This is a genomic window from Streptomyces sp. NPDC054932, assembly GCF_053610205.1.
The window spans coordinates 1-20,056 of the sequence record NZ_JBSGXU010000152.1 but is presented as its reverse complement, the minus strand read 5'-3'; the positions used below and the strand labels follow the sequence as shown (position 1 = coordinate 20,056).

21 protein-coding genes and 2 pseudogenes are annotated in these 20,056 nt (G+C 73.3%); 18 read left to right on the top strand and 5 right to left on the bottom strand.

Features of this window, described 5'->3' with window-relative positions; genetic code table 11:
• The 9 genes and pseudogenes from ACWGE1_RS30680 to ACWGE1_RS30640 form a co-directional block, all read left to right on the top strand.
• Positions 1–309, top strand: a pseudogene (locus ACWGE1_RS30680) (hypothetical protein); the annotation flags it as partial.
• A 408-nt stretch (positions 310–717) separates the two neighbouring features.
• On the top strand, positions 718–1,908 hold the full coding sequence (locus ACWGE1_RS30675; protein WP_453423720.1) for a segregation/condensation protein A: 1,191 nt from the start codon (positions 718–720) through the stop codon (positions 1,906–1,908).
• On the top strand, positions 1,905–2,537 hold the full coding sequence (gene scpB, locus ACWGE1_RS30670; protein WP_453423719.1) for an SMC-Scp complex subunit ScpB: 633 nt from the start codon (positions 1,905–1,907) through the stop codon (positions 2,535–2,537). The genes ACWGE1_RS30675 and scpB overlap by 4 nt, the downstream gene beginning before the upstream one ends.
• The gene (locus ACWGE1_RS30665; RefSeq protein ID WP_453423718.1) at positions 2,537–3,919 is read left to right on the top strand and encodes a pseudouridine synthase; all 1,383 of its coding nucleotides are present in this window, start codon (positions 2,537–2,539) and stop codon (positions 3,917–3,919) included. The genes scpB and ACWGE1_RS30665 overlap by 1 nt, the downstream gene beginning before the upstream one ends.
• Before the next feature lie 149 nt (positions 3,920–4,068).
• The gene (gene pnuC, locus ACWGE1_RS30660; protein ID WP_453423717.1) at positions 4,069–4,677 is read left to right on the top strand and encodes a nicotinamide riboside transporter PnuC; all 609 of its coding nucleotides are present in this window, start codon (positions 4,069–4,071) and stop codon (positions 4,675–4,677) included.
• Entirely contained in the window at positions 4,674–5,753 is a 1,080-nt protein-coding gene (locus ACWGE1_RS30655) for an AAA family ATPase (RefSeq protein WP_453423716.1), read from the top strand. Before pnuC ends, ACWGE1_RS30655 begins: the two co-directional genes overlap by 4 nt.
• Positions 5,750–6,478: an NUDIX hydrolase gene (locus tag ACWGE1_RS30650; RefSeq protein WP_453423715.1), complete on the top strand. Its 729-nt coding sequence runs from the start codon at positions 5,750–5,752 to the stop codon at positions 6,476–6,478. The genes ACWGE1_RS30655 and ACWGE1_RS30650 overlap by 4 nt, the downstream gene beginning before the upstream one ends.
• Positions 6,475–7,485, top strand: a complete 1,011-nt coding sequence (locus ACWGE1_RS30645; RefSeq protein ID WP_453423714.1) for an ADP-ribosylglycohydrolase family protein — start codon at positions 6,475–6,477, stop codon at positions 7,483–7,485. Before ACWGE1_RS30650 ends, ACWGE1_RS30645 begins: the two co-directional genes overlap by 4 nt.
• A 3-nt stretch (positions 7,486–7,488) precedes the next feature.
• Positions 7,489–8,247: a nucleotidyltransferase domain-containing protein gene (locus tag ACWGE1_RS30640; RefSeq protein ID WP_453423713.1), complete on the top strand. Its 759-nt coding sequence runs from the start codon at positions 7,489–7,491 to the stop codon at positions 8,245–8,247.
• Here the strand turns inward: ACWGE1_RS30640 and ACWGE1_RS30635 are convergent.
• The 3 genes from ACWGE1_RS30635 to ACWGE1_RS30625 all read right to left on the bottom strand — a co-directional run bounded on the left by ACWGE1_RS30635 (position 8,236) and on the right by ACWGE1_RS30625 (position 9,841).
• A complete protein-coding gene (locus tag ACWGE1_RS30635; protein WP_453423712.1) occupies positions 8,236–8,916 on the bottom strand; it encodes a nucleotidyltransferase domain-containing protein in 681 nt (226 codons plus the stop codon). The genes ACWGE1_RS30640 and ACWGE1_RS30635 overlap by 12 nt on opposite strands.
• Positions 8,917–8,944: 28 nt before the next feature.
• Entirely contained in the window at positions 8,945–9,418 is a 474-nt protein-coding gene (locus ACWGE1_RS30630) for a Rieske (2Fe-2S) protein (RefSeq protein ID WP_453423711.1), read from the bottom strand.
• An 81-nt stretch (positions 9,419–9,499) separates the two neighbouring features.
• Positions 9,500–9,841 (bottom strand): DUF952 domain-containing protein, encoded by a 342-nt coding sequence (locus ACWGE1_RS30625; RefSeq protein WP_453423710.1) that lies wholly within the window; start codon positions 9,839–9,841, stop codon positions 9,500–9,502.
• Positions 9,842–9,978: 137 nt separating this feature from the next.
• On the opposite strand from ACWGE1_RS30625, the gene ACWGE1_RS30620 reads away from it, so the two are divergent.
• From ACWGE1_RS30620 to ACWGE1_RS30595, 6 genes are all read left to right on the top strand, one after another.
• Positions 9,979–10,425: a YidB family protein gene (locus tag ACWGE1_RS30620; protein ID WP_453423709.1), complete on the top strand. Its 447-nt coding sequence runs from the start codon at positions 9,979–9,981 to the stop codon at positions 10,423–10,425.
• 131 nt (positions 10,426–10,556) lie between these two features.
• Positions 10,557–11,645: a prephenate dehydrogenase gene (locus tag ACWGE1_RS30615; RefSeq protein WP_453423708.1), complete on the top strand. Its 1,089-nt coding sequence runs from the start codon at positions 10,557–10,559 to the stop codon at positions 11,643–11,645.
• A 143-nt stretch (positions 11,646–11,788) separates the two neighbouring features.
• Entirely contained in the window at positions 11,789–12,496 is a 708-nt protein-coding gene (cmk, locus tag ACWGE1_RS30610) for a (d)CMP kinase (protein ID WP_453423707.1), read from the top strand.
• A gap of 56 nt (positions 12,497–12,552) precedes the next feature.
• A complete protein-coding gene (locus ACWGE1_RS30605; RefSeq protein WP_453423721.1) occupies positions 12,553–13,140 on the top strand; it encodes a lysophospholipid acyltransferase family protein in 588 nt (195 codons plus the stop codon).
• Positions 13,141–13,216: 76 nt separating this feature from the next.
• Positions 13,217–14,680 (top strand): ribosome biogenesis GTPase Der, encoded by a 1,464-nt coding sequence (der, locus tag ACWGE1_RS30600; protein ID WP_453423706.1) that lies wholly within the window; start codon positions 13,217–13,219, stop codon positions 14,678–14,680.
• Between the two features lie 159 nt (positions 14,681–14,839).
• Positions 14,840–15,643 carry a hypothetical protein gene (locus ACWGE1_RS30595; protein ID WP_453423705.1) on the top strand — a complete coding sequence of 268 codons (804 nt, stop codon included), beginning with the start codon at positions 14,840–14,842 and terminating at the stop codon, positions 15,641–15,643.
• Between the two features lie 18 nt (positions 15,644–15,661).
• Here ACWGE1_RS30595 and ACWGE1_RS30590 read toward each other — a convergent pair whose 3' ends face one another.
• Together ACWGE1_RS30590 and ACWGE1_RS30585 are read right to left on the bottom strand one after the other, a co-directional pair.
• Positions 15,662–16,036 carry a hypothetical protein gene (locus ACWGE1_RS30590; RefSeq protein WP_453423704.1) on the bottom strand — a complete coding sequence of 125 codons (375 nt, stop codon included), beginning with the start codon at positions 16,034–16,036 and terminating at the stop codon, positions 15,662–15,664.
• Positions 16,037–16,245: 209 nt separating this feature from the next.
• Complete coding sequence (locus ACWGE1_RS30585) at positions 16,246–17,052, bottom strand: hypothetical protein (RefSeq protein WP_453423703.1); 807 nt, start codon at positions 17,050–17,052, stop codon at positions 16,246–16,248.
• A 296-nt stretch (positions 17,053–17,348) separates the two neighbouring features.
• Between ACWGE1_RS30585 and ACWGE1_RS30580 the strand changes: the two genes are divergently transcribed.
• The 3 genes and pseudogenes from ACWGE1_RS30580 to ACWGE1_RS30570 all read left to right on the top strand — a co-directional run.
• A complete protein-coding gene (locus ACWGE1_RS30580) occupies positions 17,349–18,098 on the top strand; it encodes a transglycosylase family protein (protein WP_453423702.1) in 750 nt (249 codons plus the stop codon).
• Positions 18,099–18,359: 261 nt separating this feature from the next.
• Positions 18,360–18,731 carry a hypothetical protein gene (locus tag ACWGE1_RS30575; RefSeq protein WP_453423701.1) on the top strand — a complete coding sequence of 124 codons (372 nt, stop codon included), beginning with the start codon at positions 18,360–18,362 and terminating at the stop codon, positions 18,729–18,731.
• A gap of 37 nt (positions 18,732–18,768) precedes the next feature.
• A pseudogene (locus ACWGE1_RS30570) lies at positions 18,769–19,722 on the top strand (helix-turn-helix transcriptional regulator); the annotation flags it as partial.
• Positions 19,723–20,056: the final 334 nt, after the last annotated feature.

Below are 20,056 nucleotides of genomic sequence, written 5' to 3'. Positions count from 1 at the left end.
CTAGGTCGTGCCGGGCGGGTCGGCGGCTTGGGGTCCGCCCGGCCCGGCGCGGGCCGCGGGGGCAAGGGCCTGGGCGGGGGCGCCACCGGGCCCCCCAGCGGCCGCGAGCGGCACGACGAGAAGATCACGGTCTACGTCTCCGCCGAGGAGCTCATGGACCTGGAACACGCGCGGCTGGTGCTGCGCGGGGAGCACGGGCTGGCGGTGGACCGGGGCCGCATCGTCCGTGAGGCGGTGGCCGTCGTCCTCGCCGATCTCGAATCCCGCGGTGACGCGAGCATCCTCGTACGGCGCCTGCGCGGCCGCTGAGAGTTCTGCGGGCCCGCCCCCCGGTGCCCCCCGGTGCCCCCCCGGCCCGTTCGGGCCGCGCGTGCCCTGGCTCGGCCTGCGGCCCGCCTTCCCGCCGCCCGGGGCCACGTCCGGGCCGCCTGCACGCCGCTCGGCCCGCGGCGCGCGCTCCCGGAGCCGGGCCCCGGCGGGCGTCCGCCCGGCGACCGGGCCTCCGGGCGATCTGCGGCCCGGCCCCCCCGGAGCTCCGCCCCGTCGCGGGGAGCCGCCCGCATGGGGCCCGTACGGGCGGGGGAGCGCCGGTCCTGCGGTGCGGCGCCGTGCCGGGCGGTGGTCCACCGGGGAGTGCGGGGGAGCCCGTAGGCTGCTGGTGGCCGCGGCCACGGCGCCCGGTCCTCCACGCCGCCCCCATGCACCTCCTGGACCGCGATGCCCTTCCCCGCCGAATCCGGCCGACCGACCCGGCGCGTCCTGGGGCGCGGCCCCGGCGCCCCCGACCCGGGCCGGCAACCGGACGCGCAGGACGACGGAGCGGGCCCCGAAGCCCCTGAGGCGCCCGCTGCGCGCCCCGCGCCGTCGGCGGGCGGTACTGAGCCGGAACGTTCCCCCGGGCCCGCAGACGGGCAGCAGGAGCATCCTGAGCCCGGTCCGGCCCCGGACGCCGAAGCCCCGGACGCCGAAGCCCGGGAAGCCGAGGTCCCGGACGCCGAAGCCCGGGAAGCCGAGGGCTCGGCCGATGCTCCGCACCCGCACGCCCCGCGGGCCCGTGAGGCGGCGGGGCGTGATCCGGGCCAGGGCACCGACACCGCGAGCCACGCCGGAGGCGACGGGCGGTTCACGCTGCGGCTCGCCAACTTCGAGGGCCCCTTCGACCTGCTGCTCCAGCTGATCTCGCGGCACAAGCTCGACGTCACCGAGGTCGCGCTGTCCAAGGTCACCGACGAGTTCATGGCGCACATCCGGGCCATGGGGCCCGACTGGGACCTCGACCAGACGACCGAGTTCCTCGTCGTCGCGGCCACCCTGCTCGACCTGAAGGCGGCCCGGCTGCTGCCGGCCGCCGAGGTCGAGGACGAGGGGGACCTGGCCCTGCTGGAGGCCCGGGACCTGCTCTTCGCGCGCCTGCTCCAGTACCGCGCGTACAAGCAGATCGCCGAGATCTTCGAGCGGCGCGCGGAGGCCGAGGGCAGGCGGTACCCGCGGACCGTGGGGCTGGAGCCGCACCACGCCGACCTGCTGCCCGAGGTGGTCATCAGCATCGGGCCGGAGGGGCTCGCCCGGCTCGCCGTGAAGGCCATGCAGCCCAGGGCCGAGCCCCAGGTGTACGTGGACCACATCCACGCCCCCCTCGTCAGCGTGCGCGAGCAGGCCGGGCTCGTGGTGCGGATGCTGAAGACGCGGGGGGAGGCCACCTTCCAGGAGCTCACCGAGGACGCCGGGGACACCCTCACCGTCGTCGCGCGGTTCCTGGCCCTGCTGGAGCTCTACCGGGAGAAGGCGGTGGTCCTCGACCAGGCGGAGGCCCTGCAGACCCTCACCGTGCGCTGGAGCGGCGGGGACGGCGACGGCATGCCGACCGTGACCGACGAGTTCGACCGGATCGTGGAGGCGAAGGATTGAGCGGCGAGGTGAGCGCGGTGGCCGCGCTGGAGCTGAAGCCGGCCCTGGAGGCCGTCCTCATGGTCGTGGACGAGCCGGCGACCGAGGCGCACCTGGCCAAGGTGCTGGAGCGCACCCCGCGCGAGGTCGCGGTGGCGCTGCGGGAGCTCGCCGACGAGTACACGGCCGCGCGCCGGGGCTTCGAGCTGCGGCTCGTGGCCGGCGGCTGGCGGTTCTACACCCGGGCGCAGTACGCGCCGGCCGTGGAGGGCTTCGTCCTGGACGGCCAGCAGGCCCGGCTCACGCAGGCGGCGCTGGAGACCCTGGCGGTCGTCGCGTACCGCCAGCCGGTGAGCCGGTCGCGGGTCTCGGCGGTACGCGGCGTCAACTGCGACGGGGTCATGCGGACCCTCCTCCAGCGCGGTCTGGTGGAGGAGGCGGGGACGGAACCCGAAACAGGTGCGATCCTATACAGGACGACGAACTACTTTCTGGAGCGGATGGGCCTGCGAGGCCTGGACGAGCTCCCGGAGCTCGCGCCCTTCCTCCCCGAGGCGGACGCGATCGAAGCCGAGACGCAAGAAGGTGTGCCGTCGTTCGATCCGGATGCTCCGGATACCGATGAAGACGACAAGACGACGGACATTTGATGCGAAGCAGCGGCAACGGCAACGGTGGCGGCAACAGGAACAGCGGCGGCGGCGGTGGCGGCGGGCGCGGTAACTCCCGCGGCGGCTCCTCCAGCGGCGGCGGTGGCTACCGCGGGAGCGGCTCCGGCGGTGGCAGCGGCTCCGGCGGCGGCTCCCGCGGTGGCGGCTCCGGCTCCGGAGGATCCCGTGGCGGCAGCTCCGGTGGCTACCGCGGCGGCAGCTCCGGCAGCTCCGGCGGCTCCGGCGGTTACCGCGGTGGCAGCTCCGGCGGCTCCCGCGGCGGCTACCAGGGCGGTGGCGGCTACCAGGGCGGCGGCTCGGACTCGCGCGACCGCGACCAGCCGGCCCCCCGCATCCGCAACCCGCGTCCCGAGGAGCGCCGCTACGACGTCGGCCCCGAGGGCGAGCGCAGCGGACGCAGCGGCCCGAAGGCGGGCGGCGGCGGTGCCCGCGGCGCTGCCGCGCGCGGTGGCGCCAAGGGCGGTCCCCGGACCTCCAGGACCCCCGGCATCGGTGGCGCCGGCGGCCCGCGCAGCGGGCCGGGCAGCCGCAGCGGCCAGTCCCGCCCGCGCGAGCTGGACGCGCGGATCGAGGAGCGCGTGCGCGACCGCTACGCCGACAGGCCCGTGATCAAGACCCCGAAGACCTTCCCGGGTGCCGAGGAGGAGGGTGAGCGTCTGCAGAAGGTGCTCGCCCGCGCCGGCATGGGTTCGCGCCGCGCGTGCGAGGAGCTCATCGAGCAGGCCCGTGTCGAGGTCAACGGCGAGATCGTGCTGGAGCAGGGCAAGCGCGTCCAGCCGAAGGACGAGATCAAGGTGGACGGCCTGACCGTCGCCACCCAGTCGTACCTGTTCTTCGCGCTGAACAAGCCCGCAGGCGTCGTCTCCACCATGGAGGACCCGGACGGCCGCCAGTGCCTCGGTGACTACGTCACCAACCGCGAGACCCGTCTCTTCCACGTCGGCCGGCTCGACACCGAGACCGAGGGCATCATCCTGCTCACCAACCACGGCGAGCTGGCCCACCGCCTCACGCACCCGAAGTACGGCGTGCAGAAGACGTACGTGGCCGCGATCACCGGCTCGCTGCCGCGCGACATCGGCAAGCGGCTCAAGGACGGCATCGAGCTGGAGGACGGGTACGCCCGCGCCGACAACTTCCGCGTCGTCGACCAGGTCGGCAAGAACTACCTCGTCGAGGTCACCCTCCACGAGGGTCGCAAGCACATCGTCCGCCGCATGCTGGCCGAGGCGGGCTTCCCCGTCGACAAGCTCGTCCGGACCTCCTTCGGCCCGATCGAGCTGGGCGACCAGAAGTCCGGCTGGCTGCGCCGTCTGACCAACACCGAGGTCGGCATGCTGATGCGCGAGGTCGGTCTGTAACAACCGGTCCCGGTCGCCGTACAGGCGGCCGGTCCGTTCCCGGAAAACCCGCGGTGCCCTGGAGGGCGCCGCGGGTTTTCTGCTTGTCGGGGACCCCGATCCCTGTTTATAGTCAAGCTGACCATTAAGTGGGAGTGAGGGGGGTCGGCATGAGCTGGACCATGAGCTGGACCGAGGTGCTCGGCTTCGCCACCGGAGCCCTGTGCGTCTGGCTGGTCGCCCGGCAGCACGTCGCCAACTGGCCGATCGGCATCGCCAACAACGTCTTCTTCATCGTGCTCTTCGCCCAGGCCGGCCTCTACGCCGACGCCGGGCTCCAGATCGTCTTCATCGCCCTCGCCGCGTACGGCTGGTGGTCCTGGACCCACGGGGGTGGACCAGGAACCGCCGAGGCCCTGCCGGTGCGCCGCACCACGCGCACCGAATGGGCCGCCCTCGCCGCGGCGGGGGCGGTGGGGGTGCTCGGGCTCACGCTGCTGCTGAGCCGGGCCACCGACTCCACCGTCCCGTTCTGGGACGCGGCCACCACCGGGCTCTCGCTCGTCGCCACCTACGGGCAGTGCCGCAAGCTCGTCGAGTCCTGGTGGCTGTGGATCGCGGCCGACCTCATCTACATCCCGCTCTACGCCCACAAGGGGCTCTACCTGACCTCCGCGCTCTACGCGGGCTTCCTCGTCCTGTGCGTGGCCGGGCTCATCGGCTGGCGGCGCGCCCTGCCCGCGCGGGACCTCCGTACGGCCGCGGGAGCGACGGCATGAGGCGGCACGGGCACGGCCTGGTCCTCGGCAAGTTCTACCCGCCGCACGCCGGGCACCACCACCTCGTGCGCACCGCCCAGGACCAGTGCGAGCGGCTGACCGTGCTGGTTTGCGCGGCCTCGGTGGAGTCGGTCCCGCTCGCCGACCGGGTCGCCTGGATGCGCGAGGCGCACCCCGGGGCCCACGTCGTCGGCGCGGTCGACGACATCCCCGTCGACCTGAACGACCCGGCGGTCTGGGAGGCGCACATGGCGGTCTTCCGCGGCGCGGTCCCCGGACGGGTGGACGCCGTCTTCACCTCGGAGGAGTACGGGAGCGAGCTCGCCCGGCGGTTCGGCGCCGAGGAGGTCCTGGTGGACCGGGAGCGGACGCTGTTCCCGGTGTCCGGGACGGCGGTGCGCAAGGATCCCGTCGGCTCCTGGGAGTTCCTCGGGCCGGCCGTGCGCGCCGCGCTGACCCGGCGGGTCGTCGTCCTGGGCGCCGAGTCCACCGGGACCACCACGCTGTCGCGGGCCCTGGCGGACCACTACCGGCGGCGCGGCGGCGTCTGGGCCAGGACGGGCTGGGTCGCCGAGTACGGCCGCCGGTACAGCGAGGAGAAGCTCGCGGCGGCCCGCGCGGCCGACCCGGCGGCCTCCTGGGCGGACGTGTCCTTCACCTCGCAGGAGTTCCCGGTGATCGCGCGCCACCAGGACGCGGACGAGGAGCACGCGGCCCGGCTCGGCTCCCCGGTGCTGTTCTGCGACACCGACTCCTTCGCGACCGGGATCTGGCACGAGCGGTACATGGGCGGCCGCAACGCGGAGGTCGAGCGGATCGCCGACCTCACCCGGCGGGACCTGTACCTGCTCACCGACCACGCCGACGTGCCCTTCGAGGACGACGGACTGCGGGACGGGGAGCACCTGCGGCCCTGGATGACCGAGCGGTTCCGGGCGGAACTGGAGCGCACGGGGAGGCGTTTCCTCGTCGTGCGCGGGAACCGGGAGGCCCGGCTGGAAACGGCCGCCCGGGCCGTGGACGAGCTGCTGGCCGAGGGCTGGCACTTCACCGACCCCCTTCCGGAGAACCGATGACCGCCGGCTATGACCCGCACGCCTTCGAGCCGTTCGCGGTGACCGTCGACCTTGCGGTGTTCACCGTGCGCGGCGGAACCCTGCACGTCCTGCTGATCCGGCGCGGGCAGCAGCCGTACGCCGGGGCCTGGGCGCTGCCCGGCGGGTTCGTCCTGCCGCGGGAGTCCGCCGAGACCGCCGCCCGGCGCGAACTGGCCGAGGAGACCGGCCTGTCGGAGCGGCTCGTCGCGGCGCTCCACCTGGAGCAGCTGCGCACCTACAGCGAGCCGGACCGGGACCCCCGGATGCGGGTGGTCTCGGTGGCCTTCACCGCACTCGTACCGGACCTGCCCGAACCGGCGGCCGAGGGCGGCGGGGACGCGGCGCAGGCCCGCTGGCTGGCGCTGGAGGAGGTCTCGGAACTGGCCTTCGACCACGCGGTGATCCTGGCGGACGCGCGCGAGCGGATCGGCGCCAAGCTGGAGTACACCTGCCTGGCCACCGGCTTCTGCCCGCCCGAGTTCACCCTCGGGGAGCTGCAGGCGGTCTACGAGACCGTCTGGAACACCACCCTCGACCGCCCCAACTTCCGCCGCAAGGTCCTGGCGACCCCGGGCTTCGTCGAGGCCGTACCGGGAGCCGCCCGGCTGACCGGCGGCCGGGGCAAACCGGCCGCCCTCTACCGGCCCGGCCCGGCGACCGCCCTCCACCCACCCCTGCTGCGACCGGAAGGAACCACCCGATGACCAAGCGAGCCGCGACGGGCGCCATGATCGGCCTGGCCCTGGGCGATGCCCTCGGCTTCCCGACCGAGTTCAACGACGTGCCGTCGATCCTGGCCAAGACGGGTCCCTGGCGCGAGATGGGCCTCCCGCGCCCGGCGATCGTCACCGACGACACCCAGATGACCCTCGCCCTGGCCCGCGGCATCCGCACGGCGGCGGAGCGGGGCCCGGTGGGCCCGCTGCGCCTGACCCGTCCGGTCCGGGAGGAGTTCGTCGACTGGTACCACTCCCCGGAGAACAACCGGGCCCCCGGCCGCACCTGCATGACGGCCTGCCGGCTGCTGGACACCCCGGAACGGGACTGGCGCGACGCCAGCCAGATCGGCTCCAAGGGCTGCGGCGCCAACATGCGCGTGGTCCCGGTCGGACTCGTGCCGGACTGGACCGAGGAGGAGCGGGCCGGCGCCGCGCAGCTCCAGTCCGCCCTCACCCACGGGCACCCCACGGCGCTCGCCGCCTCCGACCTGACCGCGCGGGCGGTGTACCTGCTGGCAGAGGGCACCGAGGTGACGGGGCTCGTCGGACGGCTGCGCTCGTACGCCCTGGAGAACCGCACCCGCTACCACGAGCGCTGGCTCGGCGACCTGTGGATGCGGACCGCGTCCGACGCCTCCCCGGAGTCCTTCATGGCCCGCGGCTGGGACGACTGCCTGGCGGTCCTGGACCGGCTGGCGGCCGCCCTGCGGTCCCCCTCCCCGGAGACCGACCCCTGCCTGGCCACGGGTGACGGCTGGATCGCCGAGGAAGCCCTCGCCACCGCCCTGCACTGCTTCCTGCTCTTCCCCGACGAGCCGCTGGCGGCGCTGCGCCGGGCCGCCTGCACGCGCGGCGACTCCGACTCCATCGCCTGCCTCGCCGGCGCCTTCGCCGGAGCCCACCTCGGCGCGGAGGTCTGGCCCCGCGAGTGGGAGGGCCGCATCGAGTACCGGGACGAACTCCTGGCCTTCGGCACCCTCTGGGATGCTTGATCCATGCTGGACGCACTGAGTATCGACCTGACCCCCGTCGTGGCCGAGCAGCCCGACCCGCTGCTCTTCGCCACGGTCTCGGGCGCGCACCTGTACGGCTTCCCGTCCCGGGACTCCGACATCGACCTGCGCGGCGCCCACCTGCTCCCGGCGCGGGCCCTGCTCGGCCTGCGCGATCCGGAGGAGACCCGTACCCGGATGTGGGACCGGGACGACGTGGAGATGGACCTCGTCACGCACGACCTGCGCAAGTTCGTCCGCCTGATGCTCAACCGCAACGGCTACGTCCTGGAGCAGCTGCTCTCCCCGCTCGTGGTCCACACGACGCCGGCGCACGAGGAGCTGATCGCGCTGGCCCCGGGCGTGCTGACCTCCCACCACGCGCACCACTACCGGGGGTTCGCCAATACGCAGTGGCGGCTCTTCGGGAAGACCGCCGAACTCAAACCGCTGCTCTACGCGTTCCGGGCCCTGCTCACCGGCATCCACCTCATGCGGTCGGCCGAGGTGCAGGCGCACCTGCCGACCCTGGTGGCCGAGGTGCCGGAGGCGCCCGGGTACCTCGCCGACCTCATCGAGGCCAAGGTGGCCGCCGAGCACGGGGGCTACGAGGGCCCCGGCACCGACCGGGTGCGGGAGGACTTCGAAGCGCTGCACGCGGTGCTGGACCTGGCGCAGTCCGGTTCGGCGCTGCCCGAGCAGGGGTCGGCGTACGACGCGCTCGACGAGTTCGTCGTACGGCGGCGCGAGCTACTGGGCTGACGCGCGGCGGGTGCGCACCAGGAAGTCCTCCACGCGGGCGTGGTCGGGCTCCTCGGGCAGGACCGTGGTGGCCAGGGCCGCCTCCGTCTCCTCCTGCAGACGGGTCATCCAGGCGTCGACCTCCTCCCAGGTGAGCTCCCCGCGGCGGACCGCGAGGAGGCGGTCGCGGTGCGGTCCGGCGTCGATGGTGAGGCGGCCGGTGCGCAGCAGGTCGCGGCAGGACAGCAGCAGGCGCAGCAGGTGCATGGCGTGCTTCCAGCGCGGGGCGCCGTGGACACGGACGTCCGCGAGGAGTTTGCCGCGCTGGGAGGCCGCGTACCGGCTGAAGCTGGTGTGGGCCCGGCGGGAGAGGAAGGCCCCGCGCAGCGAGAGCAGTTCCTCGCCGACCGGGGTGACCTCCTCCACCAGGGGGGAGTGCAGGCACTCCAGGATGTTCGGGTTGGCCCGCAGGGCGAGTTCGCAGAAGCGCTCCAGCTCCCAGGAGAACTCCTCGTCCCGCGGGCCCTCCACGTGCGTGGGGGGCTTCTCGAAACGCCAGAACAGCGGCGTCGGGGCGAGGTAGACACCGCGTCGGTCGGTGTCGCTCGCCTCCGTCGCCAGCCCGAACGCCCGGGAGCCCATCACGCACCGGTACACCGTGTGGTCCCGTACCAGCGTCAGATCGTCCATCTGGGGAGCGTAGGCGCCTGACCTGCTGCTATGCGAGCGAGATATTGCCGTCCGCCGCAACCTTGATCTTCTTCTCGGCCAGCCCCTTGGTGGCAGGCCCCTTGGTCACCGCGCCGTCGGCGATCGCGAACTTGCTGTTGTGGCAGGGGCAGTCGATGCTGCCGTTCTCCACCTTGTTGACCAGGCAGCCCTGGTGGGGGCAGACCGCCGTGAAGCATTTGAAGGTGCCGGCCTTGGGCTGGGTGACGACGACCTTCTCCTCCTTGAAGACCTTGCCGCCCCCCACCGGTACGTCCGCCTTCTTGGTGAGGGGCTTGTCGGCCGCCGCCGCGGCCTCCGAGGTGGCGGGGGCCGGGGCGGCCGGCGGAGTGGCCGCGGCGTCCGGTTCCCCCGGGGATGCCTTTTCGCCGCCGCCGCCGCAGGCGGTGATCGCACCGCCGGTCAGGGCGGCCGCGCCGATCGTCAGTACCGTGCGCCGGGCGGTGTGCGTGAGGTCGCTCATGAGTCTCTCCTCGCTTCGTGGCCGGATGGCGTGCAGCATCCTGGCCTGCGGCGGGCCTCAGGTGAAGCCTGCCGCGCCGGTTCATCGGCCCGGTTCCCATGGGGCCAGTGAGGCAGGGCTGCCGGGTGTGCGTACGACCTCCCACACGTGGATCACGGCTTCCCGGTTCAGCGGGCCGTGGACATGCGGGTAGCGGCCGCCGGAATCACTCTCCCGGCGGACCTCGGCGGTCAGCGCGCCCTCGTCGAGCTCCACCGCGAGCAGGATCCCGGGTACCGCCCGGTAGTGCGCGTCGGCGATCGCCAGTGCCGTGGGCCGGTCCGCCGAACAGTGGACGAAGCCCTCGGCCTCCAGCGAGGGCGGGGCGTACGGGACCTCGGGCTCGGCGGTCCAGTCGGCGAGCGGGACGATGTGGAAGATCATGACGATCGTTCTACCCCAGGGGGAGCGGGCGTGTGCGCCAGGTGGCGGCATGCTCCGGTATGAGTGACATTGTCCGTGTCTCGAAGCCGGGTACGACGCTGAGCGCGCGGCCCGGTCCCCCTTCGAAAGGCATCACGATGGCGGGTAACGACCTCGGCTCTCTTCTCGGCGGCCTCCTGGGCGGCAGCGGTGGTGGCGCCCAGGGCGGGGGCGGGAGCGGTGGCGCCGGCGACATCCTCGGTGCGCTGCTCGGCGCCCTCATGGGCGGCGGCGCGAGCGGCGCCCGGGCCGGCGGGGGCAACCCGCTCGGCGGGCTGATGGACATGCTGACCAGGTCGGGCCTGGCCGACCAGGCCCAGTCCTGGATCGGCACCGGGGACAACCAGCCGGTCAGCGGCTCCCAGATCGCCGAGGCGCTGCCGGACGAGGCCCTGCAGAAGGCGGCCGCGCAGGCCGGCGTCAGCCCGGAGCAGGCCGCGGACGAGATCGCCCGGGCCCTGCCGACGGCCGTCGACAGGCTGAGCCCGCAGGGACAGCTCCAGACCGGTTCGCTGGAGGACATCATCCGCGCGCAGAACATCTGACCACCCGGCATCAGCGCCCGAGGGCCCGGCCGCCGTCCCACGGGATGGGCGGTCGGGCCCTCGTGCCGCAGGGGCTGGTTACCCTGGCCGGACAGTCCGTCAGCTCGCCTTTCGCAACCCTGGAGTGCCTCGTGAGAACCGCCGTCGTCATCGGAACCGGACTGATCGGCACCTCCGCGGCGCTCGCCCTGTCCGCCCGGGGGATCACCGTCCACCTCGTCGACCACGACCCGGACCGGGCCCGTACGGCGGCCGCCCTCGGAGCCGGGACCGACGAGGCCCCCCAGGACCGGGTCGACCTCGCGATCGTCGCCGTACCCCCGGCCCACGTGGCCGCGACCCTGGCCGACCTGATCGGGCGCGGGGCCGCGCGCGCCTACGTGGACGTGGCCAGCGTCAAGGGCGGACCGCGGCGGGAGCTCGCGGCCCTCGGCGTGGACGTCACCGCCTACATCGGGACGCACCCGATGGCCGGCAAGGAGCAGTCCGGACCGCTCGCCGCCACCGCGGACCTCTTCGAGGGCCGTCCGTGGGTGCTGACCCCCACCCGGGACACGGACCACGAGGTGCTCAACCTCGCGCTGGAGCTGGTGGCCCTTTCCCGGGCCGTACCCGTGGTGATGGACGCCGACGCCCACGACCGGGCGGTGGCGCTCGTCTCGCACACCCCGCAGCTGGTCTCCAGCATGGTCGCGGCCCGGCTGGAGGAGGCGGACGAGTCGGCGGTGCGGCTGTGCGGGCAGGGCATCCGCGACGTGACCCGGATCGCGGCCTCCGACCCCCGGATGTGGGTGGAGATCCTCTCGGCCAACCCGGGACCGGTCGCCGACGTCCTCGCCGGGATCGCGGCCGACCTGGAGGAGACCGTGGAGGCACTGCGCGGCCTGCAGTCCGCCGACGTGGAGAAGCGGCGCGGCGGCGCCGCGGGCATCGAGGACGTGCTGCGGCGCGGGAACGCCGGCCGGGTCCGGGTGCCCGGCAAGCACGGCGCTGCGCCCACGGTCTACGAGACGGTGGCCGTGCTCATCAGCGACCAGCCCGGTGAGCTCGCACGGATCTTCGCCGACGCGGGGCGGGCCGGGGTCAACATCGAGGACGTGCGCATCGAGCACGCGACGGGCCAGCAGGCTGGCCTGGTCCAGCTCATGGTGGAGCCGCGGGCGGTGGCCGGCCTGACCGCCGAGCTGCGCGAGCGGGGCTGGGCACTGCGCCAGCAGTAGCGCCGATCGGCAGACCCCTCCCCGGGGTCCGCCGGCCCCCGGAACGCACGGCGGGGACGGGGGCCGCCCGGGGCCGGTAACCTTGGGGAGGGGCGCTTTGCCGCGCCCGGACACGTACGCGCAACCAGGAAGGTGCCCGCACCGTGGAAACCGCAGCTCCGTCCGCCGTGATCGTCGCCATCGACGGTCCCTCCGGCACGGGCAAGTCCAGCACCTCCAAGGCCGTGGCCGCCAAGCTCGGGCTTCGCTACCTGGACACCGGCGCCCAGTACCGGGCCATCACCTGGTGGATGATCACCAACGGCGTCGACACCGACGACCCGCAGGCCGTCGCGGTCGCCGCGGGCAAGCCCACCATCGTGTCCGGCACCGACCCGGCCGCGCCCACCATCACCGTGGACGGCCTCGACGCCGCGGGCCCCATCCGGACCCAGGAGGTCACCTCGAAGGTCAGCGCCGTCAGCGCCGTCCCCGAGGTGCGCAGCCTGATCACCGAGCTGCAGCGCTCCATCGCCGCCGAGGCGGCCCGGGAGGCCGACGGCATCGTCGTCGAGGGCCGGGACATCGGCACCACCGTGCTGCCCGACGCCGACCTCAAGATCTTCCTGACCGCCTCCGCCGAGGCGCGCGCCGCCCGGCGCAGCGGCGAGCTCCGCGGCAAGGAGGCCGTCGACCTCGCGGCCACCAAGGAGGCGCTGATCAAGCGCGACGCGGCCGACTCCGGCCGCAAGACCTCCCCGCTGGCCAAGGCCGACGACGCCGACGAGGTCGACACCACCGAACTCACGCTCGACCAGGTGATCGAGTGCGTCGTCACGCTCGTGGAAGAGAAGCGGGCGGGCCGCAAGTGAGCGAAGCGCCCTCCCTCAAGGGTGCGGCGGTCGGCAGGCGCATCGGCATCGGGCTCATGTACGGGCTCTGGAAGCCGCGCGTACTGGGGGCCTGGAAGGTGCCCGCCTCGGGCCCCGTCATCCTCGCCGTGAACCACTCGCACAACATCGACGGCCCCATGGTGATGGGCACCGCGCCCAGGCCGCTGCACTTCCTGATCAAGAAGGAAGCGTACGTGGGCCCGCTCGGCCCCTTCCTCGACGGGATCGGCCAGGTCAAGGTCGACCGCGGCGGCCCCGACCGGACGGCGATAGGCCGCGCCCTCGGCGTGCTCGACAATGGAGGGGCCCTGGGGATATTTCCCGAGGGCACCCGGGGCGAGGGCGACTTCGCCTCGCTGCGCGCGGGCCTCGCCTACTTCGCGGTCCGCAGCGGCGCACCCATCGTGCCCGTCGCCGTCCTGGGCAGCGGGGACACCCCCGGGCGGGTCGTCAAGGGCCTGCCGGCCCTGGGGAGCCGGGTCGACGTCGTCTTCGGCTCGGCCTTCGACGCGGGGGACGGCAGTGGCCGCCGTACCCGTACCGCGCTGGACGAGGCCACCGTACGCATCCAGGACCGGCTGACCGCCCACCTGGCCGATGCCAAGCGCCTCACCGGGCGCTGAGCGAGACTTGAAACCAGTAGTGGAACCGCGCTGCGCGGGTACCACCGATCACCACGAACGACGAGGAACGGACTTCATGAACGACCAGCACGACCACGGAGCACTTGGCGATGCCGAGTACGCGGAGTTCATGGAGCTCGCCGCGGAAGAAGGCTTCGACATCGAAGAGGTCGAAGGCGCGATCGAGGAGGCCGGCCACGGCCCGCTGCCCGTCCTCGCCGTCGTCGGCCGCCCCAATGTCGGCAAGTCGACCCTGGTGAACCGCATCATCGGCCGCCGCGAGGCGGTCGTCGAGGACAAGCCCGGCGTCACCCGCGACCGCGTCACCTACGAGGCCGAGTGGGCCGGCCGCCGCTTCAAGGTCGTCGACACCGGCGGCTGGGAGCAGGACGTCCTCGGCATCGACGCCTCCGTCGCCGCCCAGGCCGAGTACGCCATCGAGGCCGCCGACGCGGTCGTCTTCGTCGTCGACGCCAAGGTCGGCTCCACCGACACCGACGAGGCCGTCGTACGCCTGCTGCGCAAGGCGGGCAAGCCCGTCGTCCTGTGCGCCAACAAGGTCGACGGCCAGAGCGGCGAGTCCGACGCGGCCTCCCTGTGGTCGCTGGGCCTCGGCATGCCGCACCCCGTCTCCTCGCTGCACGGCCGCGGCACCGGCGACATGCTCGACGCCGTCCTGGAGGCCCTGCCCGAGGCCCCCGCACAGACCTTCGGCGGCGCCGCCCCCGGCGGCCCGCGCCGCATCGCGCTGATCGGCCGCCCGAACGTCGGCAAGTCCTCGCTCCTGAACAAGGTGGCGAAGGAGGACCGCGTCGTCGTCAACGAGCTCGCCGGCACCACCCGCGACCCGGTCGACGAGCTGATCGAACTCGGCGGCATCACCTGGAAGTTCGTCGACACCGCCGGTATCCGCAAGAAGGTGCACCTGCAGCAGGGCGCCGACTACTACGCCTCCCTGCGCACGGCCGCCGCCGTCGAGAAGGCGGAGGTCGCGGTGATCCTGATCGACACCACCGAGACCATCAGCGTGCAGGACCAGCGCATCATCACGATGGCCGTCGAGGCGGGCCGCGCGATCGTGATCGCGTACAACAAGTGGGACGAGCTCGACGAGGAGCGCCGCTACTACCTCGAGCGCGAGATCGAGACCGAGATGCAGCAGGTCTCCTGGGCGCCCCGGGTGAACGTCTCGGCGCTCACCGGCCGTCACATGGAGAAGCTGGTCCCGGCGATCGAGACCGCCCTCGCGGGCTGGGAGACGCGCGTCCCCACCGGTCGGCTGAACGCCTTCCTCGGTGAGGTCGTCGCCGCCCACCCGCACCCGATCCGAGGCGGCAAGCAGCCCCGCATCCTGTTCGGTACCCAGGCGGGCAGCAAGCCGCCGCGGTTCGTCCTCTTCGCCTCCGGCTTCCTGGAGCACGGCTACCGGCGCTTCATCGAGCGCCGTCTGCGCGAGGAGTTCGGCTTCGAGGGCACCCCGATCCACATCTCGGTGCGGGTGCGCGAGAAGCGCGGCGCCCAGTACAAGAAGAAGAAGTAGTCCCCAGTCTGATCAAGCCCCCCACCTGCATCTTCTCCGCAGGTGGGGGGCTTGACCCTTGCCCAGGGTCCCGCGCCGTCCGTGGGCCGTCAGGCCGTGGCCCGGGGCTCCATCGGACCGGTCGGAGCCGCTGTCGGTGGGGTTGGCTAATCTCCGGCCATGGATCTGTTCTACGACGCCAGGCCCTCCGCGGAGGACATCGTCGCCTCCGTGCCCGGACTCGCACCGTACGCCTTGCCGGCCGTGGTACTGGTTCCCGAACGGGGGGAACCGACCGTCCACCAGAGTTCCGTGGGTGGACCCTTGCTCTGGCCGGCCGACGAGGCGTGGCCGTGCTGCGACGTCCCGGACGAGAAATCCGGTTCCGGGACACCGGCGACCGCCATGGTGGTCGTCGCGCAGGTCCACCGGAAGGACGCACCGGGCGACTGGTGGCCTGAGGGCAAGGATGTGTTTCAGCTTCTGTGGTGCCCCAACGTGCACTGGGATCCGCCGGCTCCGCACGCCGACGTCAGCCCGGTCGCGGAGGTCCGCTGGCGCAGCAGCGCGGAGGTGACGCGCATACTCGCGTCGCCTCCGCTGCCCGTACGACAGGAGGACCCGGACTACGGATACGCGCCGGTCCCCTGCACACTCACCCCGGTACCCCTCGTCGACTTCCCCTACCCGCAGACCCTGCCGGACGAAGAGCTCGTCAAGGCGGTCGGGGAGTACGTGGAGGCGACCGGGGACGGAGGCGACGTCATCACCCGTGTGGCCGGGATCAAGTTCGGCGGGTGGCCCACCTGGCACCTGACCGACCCTTACGCCATCCTGTGTCTGACCTGCGGCGCCCCGTGCCGCCTGCTGTTCACCGTGGCCAGCGACAACACCACCGAAATCACGGTGGGCAGGTGGGGCGACTTCCGGATCTTTGCCTGCCCGGCCGGGGAAGGGCACGGCTACATCTTCGACCAGCACTGATCCACCCTCGCGGGGCGGTCAGTAGCCCCGGCGTGGAGCGGGCGGCAGGGCCGCCGGGATGTGCGTCATCCCGGTCTGCTGCTGGCGCCCGTCGGCATATCCGGTGCTGCCCGCGTACGAGTACGCCGGCTGCGGATGGGGCTGGGGCTGCGGCGCGTACGAGGGCTGCCAGCTGTCGACCCGCTGCCAGCCCGCCCCGCTCCAGCCGCTGCCGTACGAGCTGCCGCCCGTGTACGAGCCCCCGTACGAGAAGGACGTGAACCCGTGGTCCTCCTCGCCCGAGCGGTCGCCCGGCAGCGCCCGGAAGGCGCGCAGGTACTCCGAGTACAGCGTGTCGTAGATCGGGGTGTGCGAGACGGCCGGGGAGGCGTCCCGGTCCCGTGCGGGACGCATCGCGGGGACGCTGCTCGGATAGGACGGGGCGCGGGAGGAGTCGTATGAATGCACGTACCAGCCAACGAAACCGACGCTCTCCGGATGCGGGGTGACGGGGGCGGAAACACAGATCGCCGGGGGTGTGCGGGACGGACCGCACACCCCCGGCGCACGCCGCCCGGCCCCCTCGGCAGGGGGCTGGCGGCCGTTCCGGTACCGGCTCGGGATCAGGCGCCGGGCGTACCCGCCAGCGGCATCGCGGCGGCCACGAGCTTGCCCGCGGCGGCGGCCTTGTCGAGCGCGTCGCGCAGCAGGTCCTCACGGGGCTGCTGGCCGATGGAGCCGACCGGGGCGGCGTAGATGAGCACGCGCTGGGTCTTGTTGACGGCGGTCCGCCAGCCGTCGGTGACCGACAGCGCCTGGTGCGCCTGCCACCAGGCGACCTGGCCGCCCTCGGGCCCCGGCTGCAGTACGGCGTGCAGCTGGCCCGCGGCGAGCAGGACGGACCAGCCGCTGAGGAGGGTGGGGACCTCGGAGGTGTCGGTGACCGGGATGAAGCCCTGCTCGATGAGGAGCGGCAGGAAGTCGTCACCGGGGCCGTCGCTGCCGGGACGGGCGATCGGCGCGGTCGGCTCGACCACCAGGGCGGGGTGCAGCTCGCCGCCGATCAGGATCAGGCCGCTGGTGATGCCGAGGACGGCCTGGCCGCCGGGGACGTTCTGCGGGGCGGCGCCGGCGCCGCCGGCGGCGGCCGGGCTGTCGCCGGTGATGCTGCGGACGGCGCCCTGGAGCTGCTCCTCGGAGACCGAGACGACCTGCGAGGGGATGCAGGTGGCGTGGGCGAAGGCGAGGACGGCGGTCTCCTCGCCGACGAACAGCACCGTGCTGGTGCGGTCGTTCTCGGGGTCGCCCGGAGTGCGGCAGGAGGTGCAGTCGTAACTGCGCGGCGCGTCGTCGCCGACGAGCAGCCTGTCGGCTTCTTCGTCACCGATCTCGGCACGTACCTCATCACTGACGTCGAGCATGCGCGGCACGGGGTGGCTCCTCGGCATAGGTGCGGGTCCGGGAGGCTCCCGGCTCGCCGGGCTCAACGGCGCAGCGGCGGCCGGGGTCACGCCATTTGAGGGAACGGATTCGAACCGGGCCCCCGGAAGGGTGAACCGTCCGACCGGAGCTTCGTTTTCATGCCAACTCTTTCCCGGTTGTGCGCAGTTGATGCCCGAGTGTGGTCGTTTCGGTCGGCGGGGGCGGTCGGCCGACCGGGTGGGGCCGGATGACCTGCCGCGTGGCGGGCCGGAGGGGGCCGCGGGTGGCTGCGTAGCGTGACCCGATGCCCAGCCTCCGGACCCGTAGGGCCGCCGCCTGCGCCGCCGTCGTCGCCGCCTCCGTGCTCTCCCTCGTACTGCCGCGCGCCGTCGCGACCGAGGCTCCGCCGCCACCGGCGCCCGGTCCGGCGGGGGCGGCGCACCCCGGCTCGCCGGGTGTGATCGGGAGCGGGCCGGGGGACTGCGGGCCGGGCGGCGAGTGGCCCTGGGACTGCGTGGCCGACTGCGAGAGCGGCGGCCGGTGGTCGGTGAACACGGGCAACGGCTTCTACGGGGGGCTGCAGTTCTGGCAGCCGACGTGGGAGGAGTACGGCGGGCTGGCGTTCGCGAAGCGGGCCGACCTGGCCGGCCGCGAACAGCAGATCCGGGTCGCGGAGGACGTCCTCGCCACCCAGGGGTGGAACGCGTGGCCGGTGTGCTCCAAGCGGTACGGGCTGGCCGGGCGGATGCACACGGTACGGGACGGCGACACCCTGGTCTCGATCGCCCGCAAGCACCGGATCCGGGGCGGGTGGCGGGCGCTCCACGAGGCGAACCGGGAGCTGATCGGGCCGCGGCCGGAGGCCATCGCGGTCGGCATGCTGCTGGCCCTCCCCGCCCCGGAGCCCGTCGGCCCGTTGCCCGCCGCCCCGAAACCGGCACCCGCCGCCCCGGAACCGGTTCCGGCCGGTCCGGCGCCGGTGCCGGCCGCGCCGCCGCCGGTCACCGCTCCGACGGCCACTCCGGCCGCGCCGCCGCCTTCCCCGCCCCGCTGACCGGTCCGCCGGGACCGTTCGCGCGTTGCGCGATGCCGTGAAGGCGCTGACCCTGGAAGCGACGAGCCGAACGGCTCGCTCGGACACCCGGTGGTGAGCCAGATGGTCCAGAGCAGACACCCGCGCGCATCCTCACGTGCCGCGGCTTGCACGGCGGCGGCGGTCCTGCTGGCCGTACCGGCCGCCGTGGGGTGGTCCTCGAACGCGGTGGCGGCGGGGGCCCCGGGCCCATCGTCCGCCGTGGTCCTGATCGTGCCTGCAGTGGACGGACCCGCGGACCCCGAGGCGGCCAAGGAGCAGATCGAGAAGAACTGGACGGCCTTCTTCGACCCGAAGACCCCGACCGAGAAGAAGGCGGAACTGCTGCAGCACGGCGACGTGCTCGAGCTGCTGCTGGACGGCTTCTCGGCCGGTTCCGAAGCCGCGAAGACCTCCGTGAAGGTCACGGACGTCACCTTCACCTCGCCCACCGAGGCCAAGGTGACCTACGACCTGCGCGTCGGCGACGAGACGACACTGCCCGACAGCAAGGGGACCGTGATCCTGGAGGACGGGGTCTGGAAGGTCTCGCTCAAGACCCTCTGCGAGCTCGTCGAGCTCAGCGGCGCCGAGGCACCCCCGCTGCTGTGCTGACGGCCGGCCGGTCGCGGCGCGCTGGCAGACTCGGGGGATGCTCGATACCTCCGCACGACTGCTGCGCCTGCTGTCCCTGCTGCAGGCCCACCGCGAATGGACCGGGGCCGATCTCGCGGACCGGCTCGGGGTCACCGCGCGGACGGTCCGGCGCGACGTGGACCGGTTGCGGGAGCTCGGGTATCCGGTGAACGCCAGTCCCGGTACCGGCGGCGGCTACCAGCTGGGGGCGGGGGCCGAGCTGCCGCCGCTGCTGCTGGACGACGACGAGGCCGTGGCCGTCGCCGTGGGGCTGCGGACCGCCGCCGGGAACGGGGTCGAGGGCATCGGGGAGGCCTCCGTACGGGCCCTCGCGAAACTGGAGCAGGTGCTGCCGTCGCGGCTGCGGCGCCGGGTGTCCGCGCTCAACGAGTTCACCGTGCCGATGCTGCGCGGGGTGCAGCGGTCCACCGTGGACCCCTCGGTGCTGACCGAGCTGGCCTCGGTCTGCCGGGACGGTGAGCGGCTGCGCTTCGGGTACCGCGACCACGAGGGCAACGTCAGCCGCCGCACCGTCGAACCGCACCGGCTGGTGTGCACCGAGCGCCGCTGGTACCTGGTCGCCTGGGATCTGGACCGGGAGGGGTGGCGGACCTTCCGCGCGGACCGGATCGAGCCCAGGCCGCCGCACGGACCGCGGTTCACCCCGCGCCCGGCGCCCGCCGAGGACCTCGCCGCGTACGTCTCCGAGGGCGTGTCGCGGCGGGTGTACGCGGCCCGCGCGGTGGTGCGGCTCAAGATGCCGGAGCAGGACGCGGCGCGGATCGTCGGGCCGAGCGACGGGGTCCTGGAACCGGTCGACGGGCAGAGCTGCCTGCTGCGGACCGGGGCGGTCAGCCTGGACGTTCTGGTGATTCACATCATGATGCTCGGCTGTGAGTTCGAAGTGGTCGAACCGGCGGAGCTGACGGATCGCATCAGGGCCGCGCGGGATCTCCTGGCAAGGGCCGTGGACACAGGAGAAGTGAAGGAAATGTAGCGGACCCGAGGCGGATTCAGCTGGTCCGGACCATGGGGGTCACGGCAATCCCGGAGATGAATTCCGCGGTGTCCGGCGCAAATTCCAAACCGTCCGCACCCCGGGCGTGTCGCGGTCCGGTAAACAATTTGCGGCTGTAGATATTCTGTGACACAAGCGTGACCCGGGACGGACGAACGTCCGGGCGTGGCGCTGACGAACGGCGAAGGGGGGGCCGGGGGGGGGGGCCCCCCCCCCGGCCGGGGGCGGGGGGGGGGGGGGGTGGGTGATAATAAAAAAAATCACCCCCCCACCCCAACAGAAATAG

Bases quoted from the DNA above. Each gene is read 5' to 3' on its own strand.
- ACWGE1_RS30650 (WP_453423715.1), top strand. From the start codon at position 5,750: ATGACCGCCGGCTATGACCCGCACGCCTTCGAGCCGTTCGCGGTGACC.
- ACWGE1_RS30675 (WP_453423720.1), top strand. From the start codon at position 718: ATGCCCTTCCCCGCCGAATCCGGCCGACCGACCCGGCGCGTCCTGGGG.
- ACWGE1_RS30580 (WP_453423702.1), top strand. From the start codon at position 17,349: ATGCCCAGCCTCCGGACCCGTAGGGCCGCCGCCTGCGCCGCCGTCGTC.
- ACWGE1_RS30630 (WP_453423711.1), bottom strand. From the start codon at position 9,418: ATGAGCGACCTCACGCACACCGCCCGGCGCACGGTACTGACGATCGGC.
- ACWGE1_RS30645 (WP_453423714.1), top strand. From the start codon at position 6,475: ATGACCAAGCGAGCCGCGACGGGCGCCATGATCGGCCTGGCCCTGGGC.
- ACWGE1_RS30640 (WP_453423713.1), top strand. From the start codon at position 7,489: ATGCTGGACGCACTGAGTATCGACCTGACCCCCGTCGTGGCCGAGCAG.
- ACWGE1_RS30620 (WP_453423709.1), top strand. From the start codon at position 9,979: ATGGCGGGTAACGACCTCGGCTCTCTTCTCGGCGGCCTCCTGGGCGGC.
- ACWGE1_RS30595 (WP_453423705.1), top strand. From the start codon at position 14,840: ATGGATCTGTTCTACGACGCCAGGCCCTCCGCGGAGGACATCGTCGCC.
- ACWGE1_RS30590 (WP_453423704.1), bottom strand. From the start codon at position 16,036: ATGCGTCCCGCACGGGACCGGGACGCCTCCCCGGCCGTCTCGCACACC.
- pnuC (WP_453423717.1), top strand. From the start codon at position 4,069: ATGAGCTGGACCATGAGCTGGACCGAGGTGCTCGGCTTCGCCACCGGA.
- ACWGE1_RS30665 (WP_453423718.1), top strand. From the start codon at position 2,537: ATGCGAAGCAGCGGCAACGGCAACGGTGGCGGCAACAGGAACAGCGGC.
- ACWGE1_RS30655 (WP_453423716.1), top strand. From the start codon at position 4,674: ATGAGGCGGCACGGGCACGGCCTGGTCCTCGGCAAGTTCTACCCGCCG.
- ACWGE1_RS30605 (WP_453423721.1), top strand. From the start codon at position 12,553: ATGTACGGGCTCTGGAAGCCGCGCGTACTGGGGGCCTGGAAGGTGCCC.
- ACWGE1_RS30635 (WP_453423712.1), bottom strand. From the start codon at position 8,916: ATGGACGATCTGACGCTGGTACGGGACCACACGGTGTACCGGTGCGTG.
- ACWGE1_RS30625 (WP_453423710.1), bottom strand. From the start codon at position 9,841: ATGATCTTCCACATCGTCCCGCTCGCCGACTGGACCGCCGAGCCCGAG.
- der (WP_453423706.1), top strand. From the start codon at position 13,217: ATGAACGACCAGCACGACCACGGAGCACTTGGCGATGCCGAGTACGCG.